Annotated in this window: 9 protein-coding genes; all 9 read right to left on the reverse strand. The window is 47.2% G+C overall.

The annotated features are described in order from the left end of the window. Position 1 precedes the first annotated feature (1 nt). Complete coding sequence (locus FYJ35_RS02080; RefSeq protein WP_235906306.1) at positions 2–907, reverse strand: DUF6017 domain-containing protein; 906 nt, start codon at positions 905–907, stop codon at positions 2–4. Beyond that, on the reverse strand, positions 904–1,047 hold the full coding sequence (locus FYJ35_RS02085) for a hypothetical protein (RefSeq protein ID WP_154522391.1): 144 nt from the start codon (positions 1,045–1,047) through the stop codon (positions 904–906). Before FYJ35_RS02085 ends, FYJ35_RS02080 begins: the two co-directional genes overlap by 4 nt. 429 nt (positions 1,048–1,476) lie before the next feature. Continuing rightward, positions 1,477–7,659 carry a SpaA isopeptide-forming pilin-related protein gene (locus tag FYJ35_RS02090; protein WP_154522394.1) on the reverse strand — a complete coding sequence of 2,061 codons (6,183 nt, stop codon included), beginning with the start codon at positions 7,657–7,659 and terminating at the stop codon, positions 1,477–1,479. A gap of 275 nt (positions 7,660–7,934) precedes the next feature. Next, a complete protein-coding gene (locus FYJ35_RS02095) occupies positions 7,935–8,609 on the reverse strand; it encodes a sigma-70 family RNA polymerase sigma factor (RefSeq protein WP_154522397.1) in 675 nt (224 codons plus the stop codon). 183 nt (positions 8,610–8,792) lie between these two features. After that, positions 8,793–8,939 (reverse strand): hypothetical protein, encoded by a 147-nt coding sequence (locus tag FYJ35_RS02100; protein WP_154522400.1) that lies wholly within the window; start codon positions 8,937–8,939, stop codon positions 8,793–8,795. 916 nt (positions 8,940–9,855) lie between these two features. After that, the gene (gene lexA / locus FYJ35_RS02105) at positions 9,856–10,464 is read right to left on the reverse strand and encodes a transcriptional repressor LexA (protein WP_154522403.1); all 609 of its coding nucleotides are present in this window, start codon (positions 10,462–10,464) and stop codon (positions 9,856–9,858) included. A gap of 154 nt (positions 10,465–10,618) precedes the next feature. Continuing rightward, the gene (locus FYJ35_RS02110; RefSeq protein WP_154522406.1) at positions 10,619–11,593 is read right to left on the reverse strand and encodes a helix-turn-helix transcriptional regulator; all 975 of its coding nucleotides are present in this window, start codon (positions 11,591–11,593) and stop codon (positions 10,619–10,621) included. 208 nt (positions 11,594–11,801) lie between these two features. After that, entirely contained in the window at positions 11,802–15,836 is a 4,035-nt protein-coding gene (locus FYJ35_RS02115; protein WP_154522409.1) for a Cna B-type domain-containing protein, read from the reverse strand. A 642-nt stretch (positions 15,837–16,478) separates the two neighbouring features. Next, the gene (locus FYJ35_RS02120) at positions 16,479–17,075 is read right to left on the reverse strand and encodes a recombinase family protein (protein ID WP_154522412.1); all 597 of its coding nucleotides are present in this window, start codon (positions 17,073–17,075) and stop codon (positions 16,479–16,481) included. Positions 17,076–17,237: the final 162 nt, after the last annotated feature.

The following is a 17,237-nucleotide window of genomic DNA, read 5'->3' on the forward strand; positions in this document are numbered from 1 at the left end:
CTCAATCCACGCCGTATAGATCGTGCTGTACCAGCGCTGTGTAGTAACTGCCGATAGTCATCGGTGCATTGTAAAGGGATGCCAGAAGATACTGCTTGATATTGCGTACCTTCGTGGTATTCTCCTTAAAGCAATGCAGAACATACCGTATATGTTCGCTGTCCAGCTTCATGAACCTGCTTTTAACTATTGCCATCGGTTTCTCATCCCCAGAAATCCGGATGGTTTTCTGCCTGCTGCAGCATACGTCCACCAGAAGCTCCAAAAGCTCGTCCAGTTCCCCTGCGGAATAATGATTCTCTGCTTTCAGCACTTCAAAGGAACATCTCTCCAGAAAATACTCCCGATAAGCTCTGCGCTCCTTCATCGCACTCTCATCCCATCCCGGCTCCGCTGAAACGATAAGATCATTCTTGCTATGTTCAGTATTATTCCTATCAGTCTTATTAGCGTGTCGTTTTGACATCTCCTGACCTGTCGAAGGAACATCTCCAGACATGTCGTTTCGACACTTCTGGATGTGTCCGAATGACATCTCAGGAACCACGCACTTATGTACATAGATGCGATCCGGCTTTCCAAGCCCCTGCCGTACCCGCGAGATCAGGCCAATGCCTTTCTTTTCATCCAATTCCGCCAGAAGCAGCCCTGCCTTTTTATTGCCGCAGGTCAGGGCGTCCATAATGCTCTCCACGGTGTAATAGATAAATACTTTCCCGTTCTCGTCCACCCAGCCGTTTTTCAGCGATAACTGCATCCGATCCAGTAAAAGCCCGTAAAGCAGTTTTGCATCAGTAGACAGATGGTCAAACACCTTCTCCGTGAACAGGATCTTCGGCACCCGATAGAATGTATAACTCTCTGCTTCGCCGCCATAATGGAATGGAAAAGTCATCTTCTTCGTCATTCCTCCCTGCCTCCGGCCCTAGAGCGCAAACGATTCTGCATCTCCGGATATTTATGCTCCAGATAAATGCAGCCCGCCACCAGAGCGGCAACAGTACATGTCAACATACCCAGCGCAATACCCGCTGCGATCTGAATCATATCCTCACCTTCTTTCGTTTATTGGTAGTGCAACCAGCCTATCTGCCAAGCAGCACATTCATACGGCGGAAACTCCACCGAACGGTTTCCTCTCCGCCGCATTGTATCTGCTGTTTGATCATTTTAGCCTTACGTTTGCCTGCCCTCCTGGGCCCGTTCCTGTTCCGGTCCTTCCGCAACGTATTTCCGACAGCCACACGCAGAATGCATATTGACCGTCGGTATCATCCCAAGAAGCAGGGTATGAAGCATGGAAATGCTTGTTTTTCAAGGTACAGATGAAATGGGGTTTTCTTCCCCTTCACTTCCCCCAATCCGAATCACCCCCAATGCAAGTACCTGTCCTGATTTTTTGCCGGTGAGTACAAGAATCCCCCGGTCATTTCTGACCGGGGGATGTAGGGGCAGATAAACCTGTGCTTACAGAGCTTATCTATATTTCTTATTTTTCCTCATGGCAATCAGGCTGCCAATCAACCCAAACAGGGCCAGAGCCGCAAGGCCAGCCCACAGAAGCGGTCTGCTCTCATCGCCTGTTTTCGGCGTATCCGGCTTGCCTGGTGTCTCCTGCGGCGTATCCGGTGTACCAGGTGTGTCTGGGGTATCCTTCATCTCCACCCTCTGAATTTCCGCTATATCCTTTACGGAGAATTTCACATCCTCCGCTTTCAGATATCCATCCGGGGCAGTCTCCTCACGGAGCGTATAGTCGCCAATCGAAAGTCTCTCGATATAGTGCGGTTTCTCCTCGGATACCCAGCTCTCCACAACCTTGCCATCCTTATCCAGAATGGTCAGCTTCGCTCCGGGCAGTTCTTTCCTGCTGGTTATGTCCATCTTACTGATCTCCACCTTTGTCACATCATCCTTCATTTCAACGGGAACGATTTTCGATGTATTCTCGATGGTAAATGCGATGGTTTCAGCGGTCACATACCCGTCTGCAGGCTTTGTTTCGATCATGGAATATTCCTTGCCAACTTCCAGTTTCCGGATCATGTGCGGCTTCTTCTCAGATACCCACTCATCCACGAGGTTGCCATCCGCATCACGGACTTCCAGATGTGCTCCCGGAATTTCTTCACCGGTCGTAATATCCGTCTTGGAAAATTCATAGGTGGTAGGCTCGTTCTCAAAAGTAAAATCATAGACGACTTCCTCCTGATCTGCGCCATCATAAGAGAAAGTAAACTCTTTCTTCTCATTGGTGGTCACATAGCCAGCCGGAGCATACTGCTCCTGCACGTAGTATTTCCCGTCCACAGGAAGGTCTGCAGTAAAGCTGACCTGTCCCTGCGCATCCGTAGTCTTCAGTTCAATGATGGTATCTTTCTCGATCAAAGTTTTACCGGTAGCGGACTTAATATCTTCCGATGTGAACAGCCCGAAGATGCCGCCCTGCAGAGGTTCCTTCGTCTCTTTCCCGACTTTCAGCACGCGGACTGCTACTGTCTGGCGATTGTTCTGCCAGTTTTCATCGCAGACCACCACAGGAGTATCCTGGTCACGGTAAGACAGATCCACAACGCGAGGTTCATCATCCAATACGTATCCGTATGCTGTGCCGACTTCCTTCACATAGTATTTGCCCAGCGGCAGATCACCCAGTTTGGCAATCCCCTTATCATCCGTGGTAATCGTGCCAACCAGATCATCCTTCTTGAAATAATCATCACTCATACCGTCTGCCGCATGGATATCCTCCGCAGCGTACACTTCAAAGGTTACTTTCGTCAGATTCCCGGTGATATACTCGAAAAGATGCTCCACCACACCCTTTGCGTTGTCGATCAGGGAAACTTTATCCAGGAACTCACCCTTCTTGTTTACGATCAGCAGAGCCGTCGGCACTTCGTCCTTCATTTCCACCTTCTGTACCTCAGCGGTATCCTCTACCGTAAAACTTACATCCGTTGCCTTGATATATCCATACGGAGCAAATTCCTCACGCAGCACATAGCTTTCTCCCGCAGTCAGATGCCTGATCACATGCGGCTCTCCCTTCACGGAAGTCCATGTATCGATCACGTCACCTTTCTTATCCATTACGGTCAGTGCAGCGCCATCCAGCTCAACACCCGTAGTAACATCTGATTTGGTAAATTCAAATATCGTAGGCTCGTTTTTCTTGACAGCTGAGAGCTTCACTACCGGAACATCCTGTCCCTGATAGGAAGCATCATACTCCAGCACTTCATCAGAGGATACAAATCCGGCAGGCGCCTTGGTTTCCTTCACATAGTACAGTCCCAACGGCAGATCAAGGGTAAAGACAGCACTGCCATCCTCACCGGACACCGCTTCTTCCAACAACGTGCCGGCTTTCACAAGCACCTCATCTCCGGCCATGATAGCCTCTTTGGCATAAAGGCCAAAGGTTGCGCCTGCAATCTTATTTCCGTTTTCTGCATCCTGCTTCTCCACGGAGATACTCACCTTCTGGCGCTCATTCTCAAAGGTTACACTCTGCTCGATCACCGGGGTGTCCTGATCCAGATAGGCAAACTTCACGGCCTGCGGCTGCGTATTGAGCACAAACCCATAGGGAGCTTTCACTTCCTTCACATAATATGCACCAAGAGGCAGATCAGAGACGATTGCCTCGCCCTTGTCATTGGTCACTGCACTTGCGACCGGAGCGTCCTGCGCAAAGATCACAACACGGTTTCCGTCAGCATCCTTCTGATGATCAGGGGTATAAATATCCTCTGCCGCATAGACAGTAAACTCTGCCCCTGCAAGGTTTTGCTCTTCATAGGAGAAATCTTTGTCATGCCCTTTCAGGATCTCACCCTGTTTGATGATGGTTAGCTTACCCTTAACCGGATGGTTCTCCACTTCCACCGTGATAATAGCATCGCCGGAAACACTGTCCAGCTGATAAGCCGTATTGGAATCCACCAGAACTTCCACGCTATTTGCATTCAGGGTATAGCCTTCCGGCGCGTTCACTTCTTCAATGCGGTAATGTCCAGGGTGCAGATTGTTCGGCAAGGTCAGATAACCGTTCGCATCCGTGAAATAAGATTTATGCACGGTTGTTTCCGGATAGGTTGTCACCTGCTCCACATACTCATCATGATCCATGTCATAGACCTTAAACTCCGTATACGGCAGTAAAATGGATTTCTTTGTCTCATCATCCTTCTTCACGATTTTCAGCTTCGCCTCAAACTCATCATCCAGCAGCACTCTCCATACCTGCGGTGTGGTCGGGTGATTTTCTGTAATTGTCACGATAAAATCATCCACTGGCGTAAAGTTGTGCGGTGCGGTCGTTTCGCGAACAATATACCTGCCATAGGGCAGGGCAATCGACTGTGCATGTCCACGTCCATCGGTGAACATCTCTGTCTTGCCATCCTCTGCAATCACCACAGGTTCTGCCTTGGCAAAATCATAGCTGCCATCGGCATTGACCTTAAGGGAACTGATCAGGTAGGCTGTAAAGCCAACTCCGCTTAAAAGGTCAGCATCGGTCTTACCGTTGTTCGCAGCCTTGATCACCTGAAATGGCTGCTTGATTACCTGCTCCTTAGAGGTAACTGTCTTTTTGACAGTCTTTACCAGATCTCCCTCGTCAGCGCAGTCAAGATCATATTCCTTGATATCCAGAAGGTAACCCTCGGAAGCAACCAGCTCCTTGATATAGTATTTGCCAAGATACAGGTTCTCGATAAATGCCTTTCCCGACTGATCCGTGGTCAGAGTGGCGATCTGGAAATCTTTCTTGTAGACCACGCCTGTTTTCCCATCCGGATGGACAATATCTTCCCTTGCGTAAAGGCCATAGGCAGCTCCCTCTAACGAAGCATCCCCCTGTGTCTTTGCCCCGGTTTCCGCATCCACCTTCATCAGATCAATCCGGGCATTGACACGTTCATTCTTAAAAGTATAGGTGAACTCAATCACGGCTTCCGTCTCTTGAGTGTAGTTTGCCGTGAAAGTGAACACATCCGTTTCATTGCGAACATATTTCTTCGGCGCCTGCAGCTCCTTCACATAGTAGCTGACATTCAGGGGAAGATCTGCGGCAAATGCCGCTTTACCGTCCGCTCCGGTTGTCGCCCTCTGGATCAGGACATCCTTTGCCACGATCACGTCCCCGTTCACATTTTTGATGGCTTCCCCGGCATACAGTCCGTAGATACCGCCTGAAAGAGGATTTTTTGTCATATCGTCCACCTTACTGATCACGGTGGATACTTTCTGACGGTCATTTACAAAAGTCACTTCTCCCAGCACGACTTCCTGTGTCGGATCGATTTCTGTCAGGGTGATCTTTTTTGATTCGCCCTTATTGATATAATTCTTTGGTGCGCCTGTTTCCGTCACGACGTAGGTTCCGAGATGCAGATTATTTAGGGTAACTGTACCATCCTTATTAGTGGTCAGTTTTTCAGATACAACAGCGCCCTTCTGGTAAACAAGTGTGCCGTCTGCAGCCACGATATCTGCTCCGGCAGTCACTTTATAGGATGCTCCTTCCAGACGCTTCTTCTCATACTGGAAAGTCACGCCGTTATCAAATGTTTTTGCCCCGGTCAGCACCTCGCCCTCTTTATGGACAGAAATGCTGCCCATGATCTCCTTATTGGGGACAGTCAGGCTGGAATCCTTTCCGGCTACTACCTTCACGCCGCGTGCAGTCACGCTGTAAACATAGCCCTTCGGTGCCGTAATCTCTTTCAGATACACGGTATCCTGCGTGACAACAATCTCCACCGTAGAGAAACCGTTCTTATCCGTTGCCGGCATTTTAGTGATCAGGTTGGTACAGGATTTATCGGAATAGACTCCAAATACTGCTCCAGACAGGTTTTTACCGCTGACAGAATCCGTCTTTGTGATATTGATATTGGCAAGCGCCAGCCAGGTCACTTTGAAATCCACGTATTTTTCAGCACCGATTGCTTCACCGAACACCAGCGCCAGATCCTGAGTGTCACTTCCGGTCGTGATCTTATAAGCGGAATAGTCCTTCGTCACACTGCCTTTCATGGTCGCAGACCAGCTTGCGCCCGCATCATTGACCTGTGTTAGAGGCGCAGACAGATAGAACTTCGTTCCGCCTGTCACTTCCACATCTGCACCGGCTTTACTATTCTTTCCCGTGGTCACGTTATGGAATATCACGCCATTCGGCAGCTTCATGGTAATGCTCTGCAGTTCATCCGCCTTAAAGGTGATCTCCTTTGTCCTCTGGCTGTTTCCATCTTTATAAGCCACCACATCCTCGTCAGAAAACTGCATACCGACATCGGGGATATCGGGCATATCCTGACAATAGTTATACAGCTCCATTGCCAGCTTCTTACCGGTATCATTCGTACCGGAAAAAGCGTCACTGCTTCCATTCGCATAAGCAGCTGCAATATGGGTAATCACAAATCTCTTTCCGGCAGAAAAATCCGGGTGCTTCTCAGCAAAGAACCCTTCATCTCCACTGGCCTTTGTTCCGTAATAGCATACCTTAGCAAGTGCTTTGCTGTCCTTGAGCTTGGTAATTGTGAATTTGCCATCTCCGGGAGCGCCTCTTGAAGGCTGGACACAATATGCTGTCGCCTTTACATCGCCAAAGGAGACGGTATAGGGATAGGTGAGATATGACCCCAGACCGTAATCTGAATAATAACAGGCAGTCCCTTTGGTAATATCAACGGTCTGGGTTTTTGCTGCTGCTCTCGCCGCTTTCATCTTCGGCATTTGGAAAGATACACTGCTGCCGCTCTCCATCCCAGCAAGGTCAATTCCCTCTTCTTTCGTCGCCCAGGACAAAACACCGGAGACGGTCAGACCGGACTCCCAATCATACGTTTCCTGTCCTTCTGCAGCTTTCAGTGCAGCATCCAGTTCAGACTCCGAAAGAACTTCCTCTGTAGGCTCCGCTCCCGTCACTTCCGATTCTTCGGTTTCCGACTCTGCTTCTGCCATTGATCCCGCTTCACTTCCTTCTGTCTCAGAAGCTGTTTTCTCTGAATCCTGCAATCCTGCGGTTTCTGCTTCTTCTATTGTTGCTTCGGGAAGAGACTCAGCAATGCTTTCCGATTCCAACATGGCCACTGTTTCATGCATCGTTTCCTCAGACGAGTCTGCATCTGCCTCCGCATCCTCGCTTTCTGATTCTGTCCCTGCCTGCCCGTCATTGGAGCCTCCATCTTTCTCCGTCTGCTTCTCTTCCACCACCGGCTCCTTCACGATCACGGATCGGTAAAAGCGGTATGCCGGATTACCACTTACAGGCTCCGCATAATAGGTTGCCTTGTAAGTGTCGGCATGGGAAGTTGAGAAATCCTGTCCTTCTTCATTCACAGCTTTGTAAAAATTTACCTTTACCTTATTCTTATCATAGATGATTCCGGTAAAATCTGTTTTCAAGTTAACATCTGCACCAAACTCTACTTCGTATGCTTCTGCTGATATCATCTCCCTGGCATCCAACTGCTCTGCCACTCCATCCATCTGCGGCAGCGTAGATACGTATGCTGCCAGCTTCTCCTCCGGAGAAATTTCTGCCGCTACCGCCGGGAGCGGCGCAATGACAGATGTGAGCAATGTCACCGCTGTCAACATTCCTGACACAGCTTTTTTGAACCATTTCCTTTTCTGCATGTGTTCTTCATCCTTTCTTTACAATAGATTTGCTGTTTCCTTCTCAACTGGCGGGCTGATGCCCAATATGCCTAAATCTTCATGGCTGCACCCCTCCTTCCCATGTGGTCTGCCCCTTCACTTTTCCCAATCCGCAGCACCCGGATTGCAAGGAACTCCCGGAAAAATAAATCGGAAGGACAGAAAATGATCCCGGAACGTAAAAAGACCGACGACAGTGCTGCTTCATACACCATCGACGGTCTGTCATTTTTTATCTAATTATCGGCCTTCTTTCAGATCCGGCAAAAGCAGTTCCGCCCTCCACATTTTTCATCCACACCGTAAATCTTACGCATATGGCGCAGCGATTTTCTGAGATTCTCTGAGACAGCCTGTCGGCTGATACCTAGTAACTTTGCTGCTTCCAGAGAGGTCTTCCCTTCCCCTGCACAAAGAATCAACACTTCCCTCTGCCGCTTGGTCAGGCGTTCAAGATTCTCATGGAGCAATTCTTCCTCCTCCCTTTTTGACTCACGCTCTACAAGAATACGAAGCGCATCCCCGGCTCCCATATCAGAAAGCTCAATATGTCCGGCCTCATTGTTATCAATGTCAATGGAGACAGCTCTGCCTTCCTTGCGCCGCTCACAGTTGTGTTCCATCCGGTCATACCCTTCCATCAGCACACGTACCTGCCAGGGCTGATCCATGAACTCTTCAAAGGGAATGAAGCTCTTCACATTAGGGTCTTTATACACATAGTCTGTACAGCCATGGAGCGGAAACACTGTCACCCACTGATTTTTCTGATAAAGCACATAGCCATTGCTATAAACAGTCACGCTCGTATCCGCATCTATCGTATCCGTTACAAACGGGACACTCTCCTTTGCCAGCTTCACAACGGATGGAACTCTCTTACCCTTCTCTGCTGCCGGAATGTTTTCCAATAATTCCTGTAATGTCATTGTCTGCCACCTTTCTGCCTTTCGGCCTTACGGGTAGTCAGAGACATGACCTTTCTGCATTTTTTGTGAGCGCAGCATAAACAGGCTCCGGACTCACCCGTTTTTTTTAACGGGAATCCAGAACCTGACAGGTTTTCTGCACTTCCTGATCCTGCATCCTAATACAGCAGGCTTTTTTCTTTCTTACGCCTCAGCCATGGCAATCTTATGACAATCCGATTCCACGCTTGACGGCTCCTCCTTTGTTTCTTCCAAACTGGCGAACAGGCTGCTGTAATCACCCATCGCATCGTAAGGCAACATCGTTCTGTCAAAGTCCTTCTCTTTCATCGGAAAATCCTCCTCTCACTTATCCCAATCTGAAAGGGTCGTAATGCAAGTACCCAGAGAAGGATTTCTCGAAAAAGTTTTAGGGTTTTTCCCAAAACAAAAAAAGAGTCCGGCAAAACGTGTACAGATCACCGTTTTGCGGACTACTGGAACAGACGGAAATCTACCTGCACCTGCATATACTCATGTGCAGGTACAAACGCACTTTCATCTCTTTCAGCCCTTTTTACGGGTCTGTGTTACGTTTTGCCGGACTCTTGATGATTCTTGTCAAATACAGTCTCGTTGACAAACTCTTGCCTGTCTATGCCAACCTTCCGGATTCATGCCCGGTACGATGGATTCATAGCCAGCCTCATTCTATTTTGTTGGAAAGGTACTGACATGAACAGCTCTCTTTAGACCATCTCCTCTTGAAATATGTCCTCCTGTTCTGCTCCTGCGAGCCGCTCCAGGCTGACAGCAAATTTTCTGACTCTTGTTAAAAACTGCTCATTATGTATAAGATCTGCTGGCATTTCAATCTGAACGCCGTATCTTAAAAACACATAATTCTCATATCCACACTTCGGGCAGATAAATATTGCATCTGCTGCATATCCCTTCTGATGGATCTTTCCACATCGAAGGCAGGTCACACAATAACCTGACATATTAGTTCCGCTCATCAATCAATCCTCCAAATGATAAAGGTTGTATTATCACTCAAACGGATAAGGGAAAGAAAACCGTTGATGAGTTTCCGTCAGCCATTCCGTAAGCACTAAAACCGTACGGCTGTCGGATTTTGATTGTTCTGGCAAAGCCTGTTTTATCGGCTCCGGCTGCACCCGGTCAGTTGCTGCAAACTGCCTTCGTCAGCACCAGTTACTCTTTTAGAGTACGGTCTGTCTGCTCTTTCTTCTCCTAAGTGATGCTAGATAAGTTCTTTCATAACACGAATAGCCACCCCCTGTATACTGATGCTGTGTCCTTTGATTGGAGGATAGTTCCTCTCCCGGTTTTCCGGATAAAGCACCACTCGTTCTGCATCCTCGTCATATCCGAGACGCTTCAGTGTACTGCCTCCGTCTACCAATGCAGCCACGATCTGTCCCGGAGACGCTTCCAGCTGCTTCCGGACAACGACAAGATCACCGCTGTCTATGCCCGCATCTGTCATCGAATCACCGCTTGCGCGGAGAATGAAGAATTCCCCGTCACCGACCACCGCTCTCGGAAAGGCAATGTATTCTTCGATGTTTTCCACCTCCTCTTCCGGCGATCCACAGGGAATTGCACCGGCGATAGGGATACCTACCTGCTCCATACTGACTTGCTGCGTCACGCGAGTACGGAGTTTGCCACCCTGATAGGAAAGCATTCCCTGCCCGTCCATCGCCTTCAGGTAATTATGCACAGTTGCCTTGCTGATTCTAAGCGCCTGCGCAATCTCCCCGGTAGATGGGGTTCGCAGATGAGAGATACAAAATTGTTCCGCATACTGCCGGATCTCTTTCATCCGCTCTTTGCTCTTTGATCTCATGTCTGCCTCCTAACTTGAACGATCTGTTCACGATAAAAATTATAACAGAACAGAGATAAGATACAAGCGCAAATATGGCAAAAGCATCAACATGGCTGTTTTTTTGACCACGTTGATGCTTTTAAAAATGTATCTATTGGCAGACGCAGGCAGGTTACTCCTGTCCTATCACCTTTCTCGCCATCGCCAGATATTCTTTCTGTACACTTTCCGGTTCCATAATTTCAATCTCTCCGGCAAAGGTAAATACCCATCCATAAAATGTCTGGCTGGTCTGTACCTGCACCTGTGCCGTAAAATGCTCATCATCCATGATGTTTACCTGGATATGATCGCCAAATTTATCAATCACACTCCGCATAGCATTGTTTTTGCAGCGCAGTGTCACCATTTGTTCTGTCCCGGAAAACATCTGGATAACTTTATTTGCAAAATCCGCCGGATTAAACGCTGCATTTTCCACGGCATCTTCTTCCAGAATCTTCGGAAGCGTCATACGGTCTACACGAAATGGCGTCAAAGTTTTACGCTTATCGGAGTATCCCACCAGATAATAACGATCTTCGCTCCAAATCAAGGCATACGGACTGAGGACGTATCTCTCGCCGTTATTCCGCAGGATTTTTTTCATCGTGGGAAGATAATCATAATATTGGAATGATACCTTTTTCCCCTGTTCAATGGCCCTGCTGACCAAATCCGTGATCAGAAATATTTTCCCGTTATCCGCCTTGATACGCTCCGCTGTGAATATCCTGGCCGTCAGTTCTTTTGCCTCATATTTGCTTGTCAGGGATGTCAGTTTCTTAATCAACGCATCCGACTTCTTCGCATTAATAAATCGGGATGATGACACTGCATCCACCAGCATCTTCAGTTCCGGCAGTTCAAACGTTCGGCTTCCAAAGTGATAGACATTGGTCTTACCCTCCCTGTCCACAAGAATCTCATATCCGGCGTCACAAAGCATCTCAACATCATCTCGGACAGTCTTCCGCCTGACTGAAAAACCATTGTCAGACAGAACGGTAATCAGATCATTCGTGCTGATACTATGTTCATCATCGGTATTCTCATAAAGATATCGCAGTAAAAAAAGGATTCTGGATTTGGATGTCATAAATCTCATCCCCCGATTCTTTCTCTGATGATAAAGCCAATCCGTTTGGAAATGAGGAACAAGCTCACTGCTCCAAAAAGCCTCAGTCTCACCGGCTCGGAAGCATCAAATATATACCGTCCTTTAATACAAACGACGGCTCAAAGAGTATTGATAAAATGACAGGCGCACATTTTGGGATGCACGCCTGTCGCTTTTCGCTGATTGTTAATTCTTTTTATCTACCCAGTTTTCTTCTCTTTCTTAAATAGAGCAGATCGAGTACCAGGAAAAGAAGCGCTACTGCCATGATGGAGAACCACAACATCAGGTTTGATTCATCTCCTGTTTTCGGACTGGTTCCCGGTTTCCTGGATGTGTCAGGCTTGTCCGGTTTACTCGGTTTGTCAGGCTTGCCCGGTTTCTTGGGCGTATGCACATTTGTAACAGTAAACCCCTTCGTCTGATTTCCGGTTATGGTTACTGTATAGCCCGAAACCTCCTCTTCTTCCACCGTGTACACAATCGCTTTACCATTATGTTTCTCATCCAGATCTGTAAAAGAACCTGTCCAGTCGTTCGAAGCATTCAGAACCAGCGTTTTACCGGTATCCACACCATCTGCCAGAAGATGAATGGTAACGCTGTCCGCTCTTACTCCGTCCTGATCATCTTTATCATCCCAGACCTTTGTAACGGTTACACTCGTCTTTCCCGGTGTATGCTTATTGGTCACGTCGTAACCTTCGATGTCAGACGTATATTCCGCAACAGCATCTTCAGTTATCGTGTACTTTATTTCAACTCCTCCCCTGTATTTCGGCAGATCGCTGAACTTCCAGCTCCAATGATCGCTTTCTGTAACTTCCTTCCGATCTTTTTCAACGCCATCTGCAAGAAGTCGAATGGTAATCGTTTCCGGCCTTACGCCGTCCTGATTATTGGCATCATCCCAGATCTTCTTCCCTGACAGTTCGACCGTTTCAGGCTTATGTACATTGGTTACAACAAAACCTGTCACCGCATCACCGGACACAGCAGGCTCATCATAGCCAGTCACCTTTTCTTCTGAGACAGTATAAACGATCTTCTGACCATTTTTCTTCTCATCCAGATCCGCGAAGGAACCTGTCCAACTGTTTTCCGCGCTCAGTTCCAGCGTCTTTCCGGTATCCTCCCCGTCTGCCAGAAGATGAATGATTATTTTTTCCGGCCTGATACCATCCTGGTCGTCATTATCGTTCCATGACTTTGTTACAGTTACACTGGTCTTGCCCGGCGTATGGGTATTCATAACATCATAACCATTTACTTCCGGTGTATAATCTTCAATAACATCCTCTGTAATGGTGTACAGAATCTCTGTTCCATTCTCATACTTCGGAAGATCTTTGAACTCCCACGACCAGCCGTCATCTGCATTAACATCCACTGAATCTTTCTCTGTACCGTTTGCAAGCAGGCGGATCGTGATAGTATCCGGTCTGATACCATCCTGGTTATCTTTATCCTCCCAGGTCTTTGAACCTTGGACGTTGATGGTTTCCGGCGTGTGGGTGTTGGTCACATTATATCCGTCTACCGCGCTGGTATACCCCGGAACTCCATCTTCTGTAATCGTATAAGTTATTTCAGTGCCATCCTTGTATTTAGGCAGGTCACTAAAACTCCATTCCCAGTTGTCAGCGGCCGTTACCGTCTTCGCCTGCTCATTTTCTCCATCAGACAGCCGAATTGTAATCTGCGTCGGCCTGAATCCATCCTGGTTGTCCGTATCATTCCACGTTTTTGACCCGCTGATGTTGATCGTTTCCGGCACATGCGTGTTTTTAATAGTAAATCCGGCTACCACACTGCCTGTCACATCCGGCGTATATCCATCCACCGATGTTTCCGATACAGTGTAGGCATACTCCGTTCCATCATCTGCGTATTTCGGCAGACTTGTAAATTCCTTTTTCCAGTTGTTATCCTCCGAAAGCTGTACCGGATCACCATAGGGCTCTCCATTGCGCTGAAGCTGAACGGTCACATTACTCGGGCGTTTTCCATCCTGATTGTTGTGGTCATCCCAGACTTTATTCACAACAATATCCAACGTAACCTTTTTGTCAGGTACTTTGATAGAAGCGCCTGCAGCGGTGACTTCCAGTGTGAATTCCTCCCCGTTAAGCTCATAGCCGACGGGAGCAATCTTTTCTCTCGCTTTGTATGTCCCCTGTGTCAGTACACCAGAGGTAACTGTTCCGTCAGCGCCTGTCGGGCCAAGATCAAAGGTGGTTCCATCCGGCCTGGTTATTTCAAATACTGCTCCAGCAAGAGGAACCTCAGTATTATCTGCATCAACCTTGATAATTCTGATTTTATTTGCGATATCGCCACCTACCGTTCCGCCTGCATCGGAGCTTTGGAATTTAGTGCTGGTTGCTTTATCCTCGCCGTCAAATTGAAGTCTCAAATTGTTCCTAATCTCTGTTCCGGGCGTGTATGTCGTTTCATAGGTCAAACGGTACTGGTCCGTACCTGCGTTTCCAAGATTGATTGTAAATGATTTGTTGTCGCCGCCAAAACTGAGTTTTCCTGTAAGATCTACATCGTCTCCATAGCTCGTGACGCTGCCCTCATCATTGTACACAACTTTTCTTAATCTGAAGGTGTCCTGCAAATAAGTAGTATCTCCGCTAAGTGAATCAGAGATGATGCAGTTTTTCATATCAGATTTCCGGTAATTAATTGTAGCGTACCATTTTACTTTGTTTGTAATCTGGCCACCTTCAGTTACTCTTTCTCCCCATTTCCCGATAACATAATCTGGTGACAGGCCAACCTTATCCACTGTCAATTGAGTGGTTTCTGTCTCTCCATTCACAGATACTTCAAAAGTATTTACTTCATTGTCTACTGTTTCCTGTTTGTTAAACAATGCACCCAGATAGATTGTTCCGTGTACATTGTAGTTATCATTGATCGCATCGTTGAACGTCACACGTATGGTTCCACCACTGCTGTCCGGTGAACCCGGAGTTACATGCGCGTGTGCGATCACATCTCCGTCCTCATCTAAAAGATCAAAGTCTGGCTGCGCATAACCCGGAGGAAACCGCATGTTGTCCGGAAGAACAATATCAAAATAATCCCCTTCGTGCAAAATCGCATTCTCATCACGGACTTTCCAGTCCATTGCAAGATAAAACGAATCATTTCTATTAAGGTGATCAACCTCTGTGCCCTGCGGTCTCTCAATTCTAAAATCAGTAATGGTTGCATCGACGATCTGTGGTGTTCCTCCATCCCCGCTCGGTGCTCTCAGCACAGCAACAAAAGGGGAGAAGCTGCCCGCGTTTACATTGATCTGCGCACTGCTTCCATTTTCAGGCGCGGCTGCGCTTGCGAGTTTCTCTTTCCCATTTTCGCCGACATGTATGATCTGAAGTTCCCCCGCCGCTTCACCATGAGCGGTAAGGTCAGAACTTCCGCTGACGGAAAATGTAACACTGACTGTTTTCCCATTCTGGGGCTGTACCTTATTTCCATCCGCATCCCTGAACGTGATATCAAAGGCAACTGCCTCAGCGGCATCCATATCAGAGACCAAGGCTTCCGCTTTGCTCTGGTCAATTGGAAGAATCTCAAGAGTTGTTCCCTCCGGGAAGGATCCTTCCGGAGCCTTTACAGATACCGTGACACCGTTTGCATTCTCACTTCCTTCAATCGGCTGTACATTATAGGTTTTTTCAGTGTCTGTCTCAGCAGTGGTAAAGTGTGCAACATACTCGGCATTTTCTTTTACAGGAGTAAACTTCTCCTTTTCCTCGCTGAAGGTTTCATCTCCGGTTTTTGTCCATCCTGAGAACACATATCCCTCAGCCGGTGTCGCCTTGACCGGTTTCACTTCATCACTTTCAGAGAGAGTCAATTCTGTATCTGAAAGAACCCCTTCTCCTTCTCCGATTAGGAATGTGATCTTAATAGCTGCAGCTGACGCTTCTGTCTGGCCTGCTTCCGACATCTCGGCCGCTGCCTGCGTCTCTGCCGGAGTAGTTACCTCTGTTGAGGCCGTTTCCGATGTTTCAGTCGCAACCGCCGCCGATTCTGAAGCTGATGTCTCCGATGATTCCGCCTCCGATGTTTCAGTTGAAGCCACTGTCTCCTGCTGTTCTGAGGTGGTTTCCTGAGCGAAGGCAACCGTCACATTCTGACTGATGGTTCCCATTGTCAGGAGTAAGGCCATTATCCAAGCAAATACTCTCTGCCCTTTAGCATTTCTTTTCATAACTAAATTTCCCCTTCCTCCGTTATTATTAAAACTTTTTAGCTTTCTGTATAGAGCGTCTGCAACGAATCTTTATTAAAGATATCGTCATTTTGATTTTCCTCCCTTCTGAAAAATTCTAAAGCCAGAACTTCTGATGTCCGGTCCTTGCTGAATTAGGATGACTCCCATCACAACCAATGTGTCTATCGGAATCTCTCCAACATCCTTAGCAACTCGGATTTTGCCTCTTCTGCGCTTGGCCTCGCTCCTTCATTCACCAAATACTCCAGAGCATCATTCCACTCCCATAAAGAAAAGGCTCTCGAGGGAATACTATAGATCTCTCGTATCAGACCTTTCCTCTCCTCATGAGGAAGAAATCTCAACTCCGATATGTAAGCGCAGTTCATCTTCGCACTCAGATAGTCCAGTAAACCAGCTTTCTCATTCGTTCCTTCTATCAAAATTGACTCCCCCAAAGAAAATATCTCCCTGTCTATTAAAGTAGACTTTTCGTGACAGAACTGTTAAATTTATGTGTATAAGTACAGGAGTGTCTTTAAATGGGAAACTGTGCTTTCTAACCATGAAAAGTACAGTTTTGACGTGTAACATTAAGTCTACCTATTTTTCCGTTTTCGCCAACAATAACGGCAGTTTTTACTTGTATCCGTTCTGTTTCAGCCACCGCTCAAACGTCATGTGATTCGTATTCAGAAGCCTTGCTCCTTCCCGGAGACTGAGTTTTCCCCTTTGCCACTCCTTCGCAACAGAATCAAATTCTTTTGAAACTTCTTTTCTTGGCCTTCCAAAAGCAACACCTCTTTTTTTCGCTTCCCGGATGCCTTCCAGTTGCCTTTGATGAATGTTCTCCCGCTCTACCTGCGCCACATAAGACAGTATCTGCAAAACCAGATCTGCTATAAACTTTCCGGTCAAGCCCTGTTCCTGCTTTCTGGTATCCAAAAGCGGAAAATCCAGTACGATGATATGGGCTTCCTTTTCTTTAGTAATAACTTGCCACTGTTTGATAATTTCATCATAATCCCGCCCCAGACGGTCTATTGATTTAACATAAACCTCGTCCTCTGCTTTCAGCTTCTTCAATAATCTCCGATAGTTTTTTCGATTGAAATCTTTGCCGGATTCCTTGTCAATATAAATATATTTCTTTTCTATCCCGCTATCTGTAAGTGCGGACATTTGACGGGCAATATTCTGATCTTTAGTTGATACCCGTACATAACCATAACGCATTACATAAAAACCTCCTTTTTCCCTTTATTTTATGGTGATATGCTACCCCCAAGTAGGACAATGAAATATAAAACCTACTTGGGGGTATTTCTATGTCTAGGAAAAGCAAAATTGATCCGATAGAAAAAGTAAAGATCATTGAACGGCTACTGGCAGAAGAGA

Origin of the sequence: Porcincola intestinalis, assembly GCF_009696445.1 — a bacterium.
Lineage (GTDB): Bacteria > Bacillota > Clostridia > Lachnospirales > Lachnospiraceae > Porcincola > Porcincola intestinalis.

Coding starts and splice junctions, on each gene's coding strand:
- FYJ35_RS02080 (WP_235906306.1), bottom strand. CDS start 907: ATGACGAAGAAGATGACTTTTCCATTCCATTATGGCGGCGAAGCAGAG.
- FYJ35_RS02085 (WP_154522391.1), bottom strand. CDS start 1,047: ATGATTCAGATCGCAGCGGGTATTGCGCTGGGTATGTTGACATGTACT.
- FYJ35_RS02090 (WP_154522394.1), bottom strand. CDS start 7,659: ATGCAGAAAAGGAAATGGTTCAAAAAAGCTGTGTCAGGAATGTTGACA.
- FYJ35_RS02095 (WP_154522397.1), bottom strand. CDS start 8,609: ATGACATTACAGGAATTATTGGAAAACATTCCGGCAGCAGAGAAGGGT.
- FYJ35_RS02100 (WP_154522400.1), bottom strand. CDS start 8,939: ATGAAAGAGAAGGACTTTGACAGAACGATGTTGCCTTACGATGCGATG.
- lexA (WP_154522403.1), bottom strand. CDS start 10,464: ATGAGATCAAAGAGCAAAGAGCGGATGAAAGAGATCCGGCAGTATGCG.
- FYJ35_RS02110 (WP_154522406.1), bottom strand. CDS start 11,593: ATGAGATTTATGACATCCAAATCCAGAATCCTTTTTTTACTGCGATAT.
- FYJ35_RS02115 (WP_154522409.1), bottom strand. CDS start 15,836: ATGAAAAGAAATGCTAAAGGGCAGAGAGTATTTGCTTGGATAATGGCC.
- FYJ35_RS02120 (WP_154522412.1), bottom strand. CDS start 17,075: ATGCGTTATGGTTATGTACGGGTATCAACTAAAGATCAGAATATTGCC.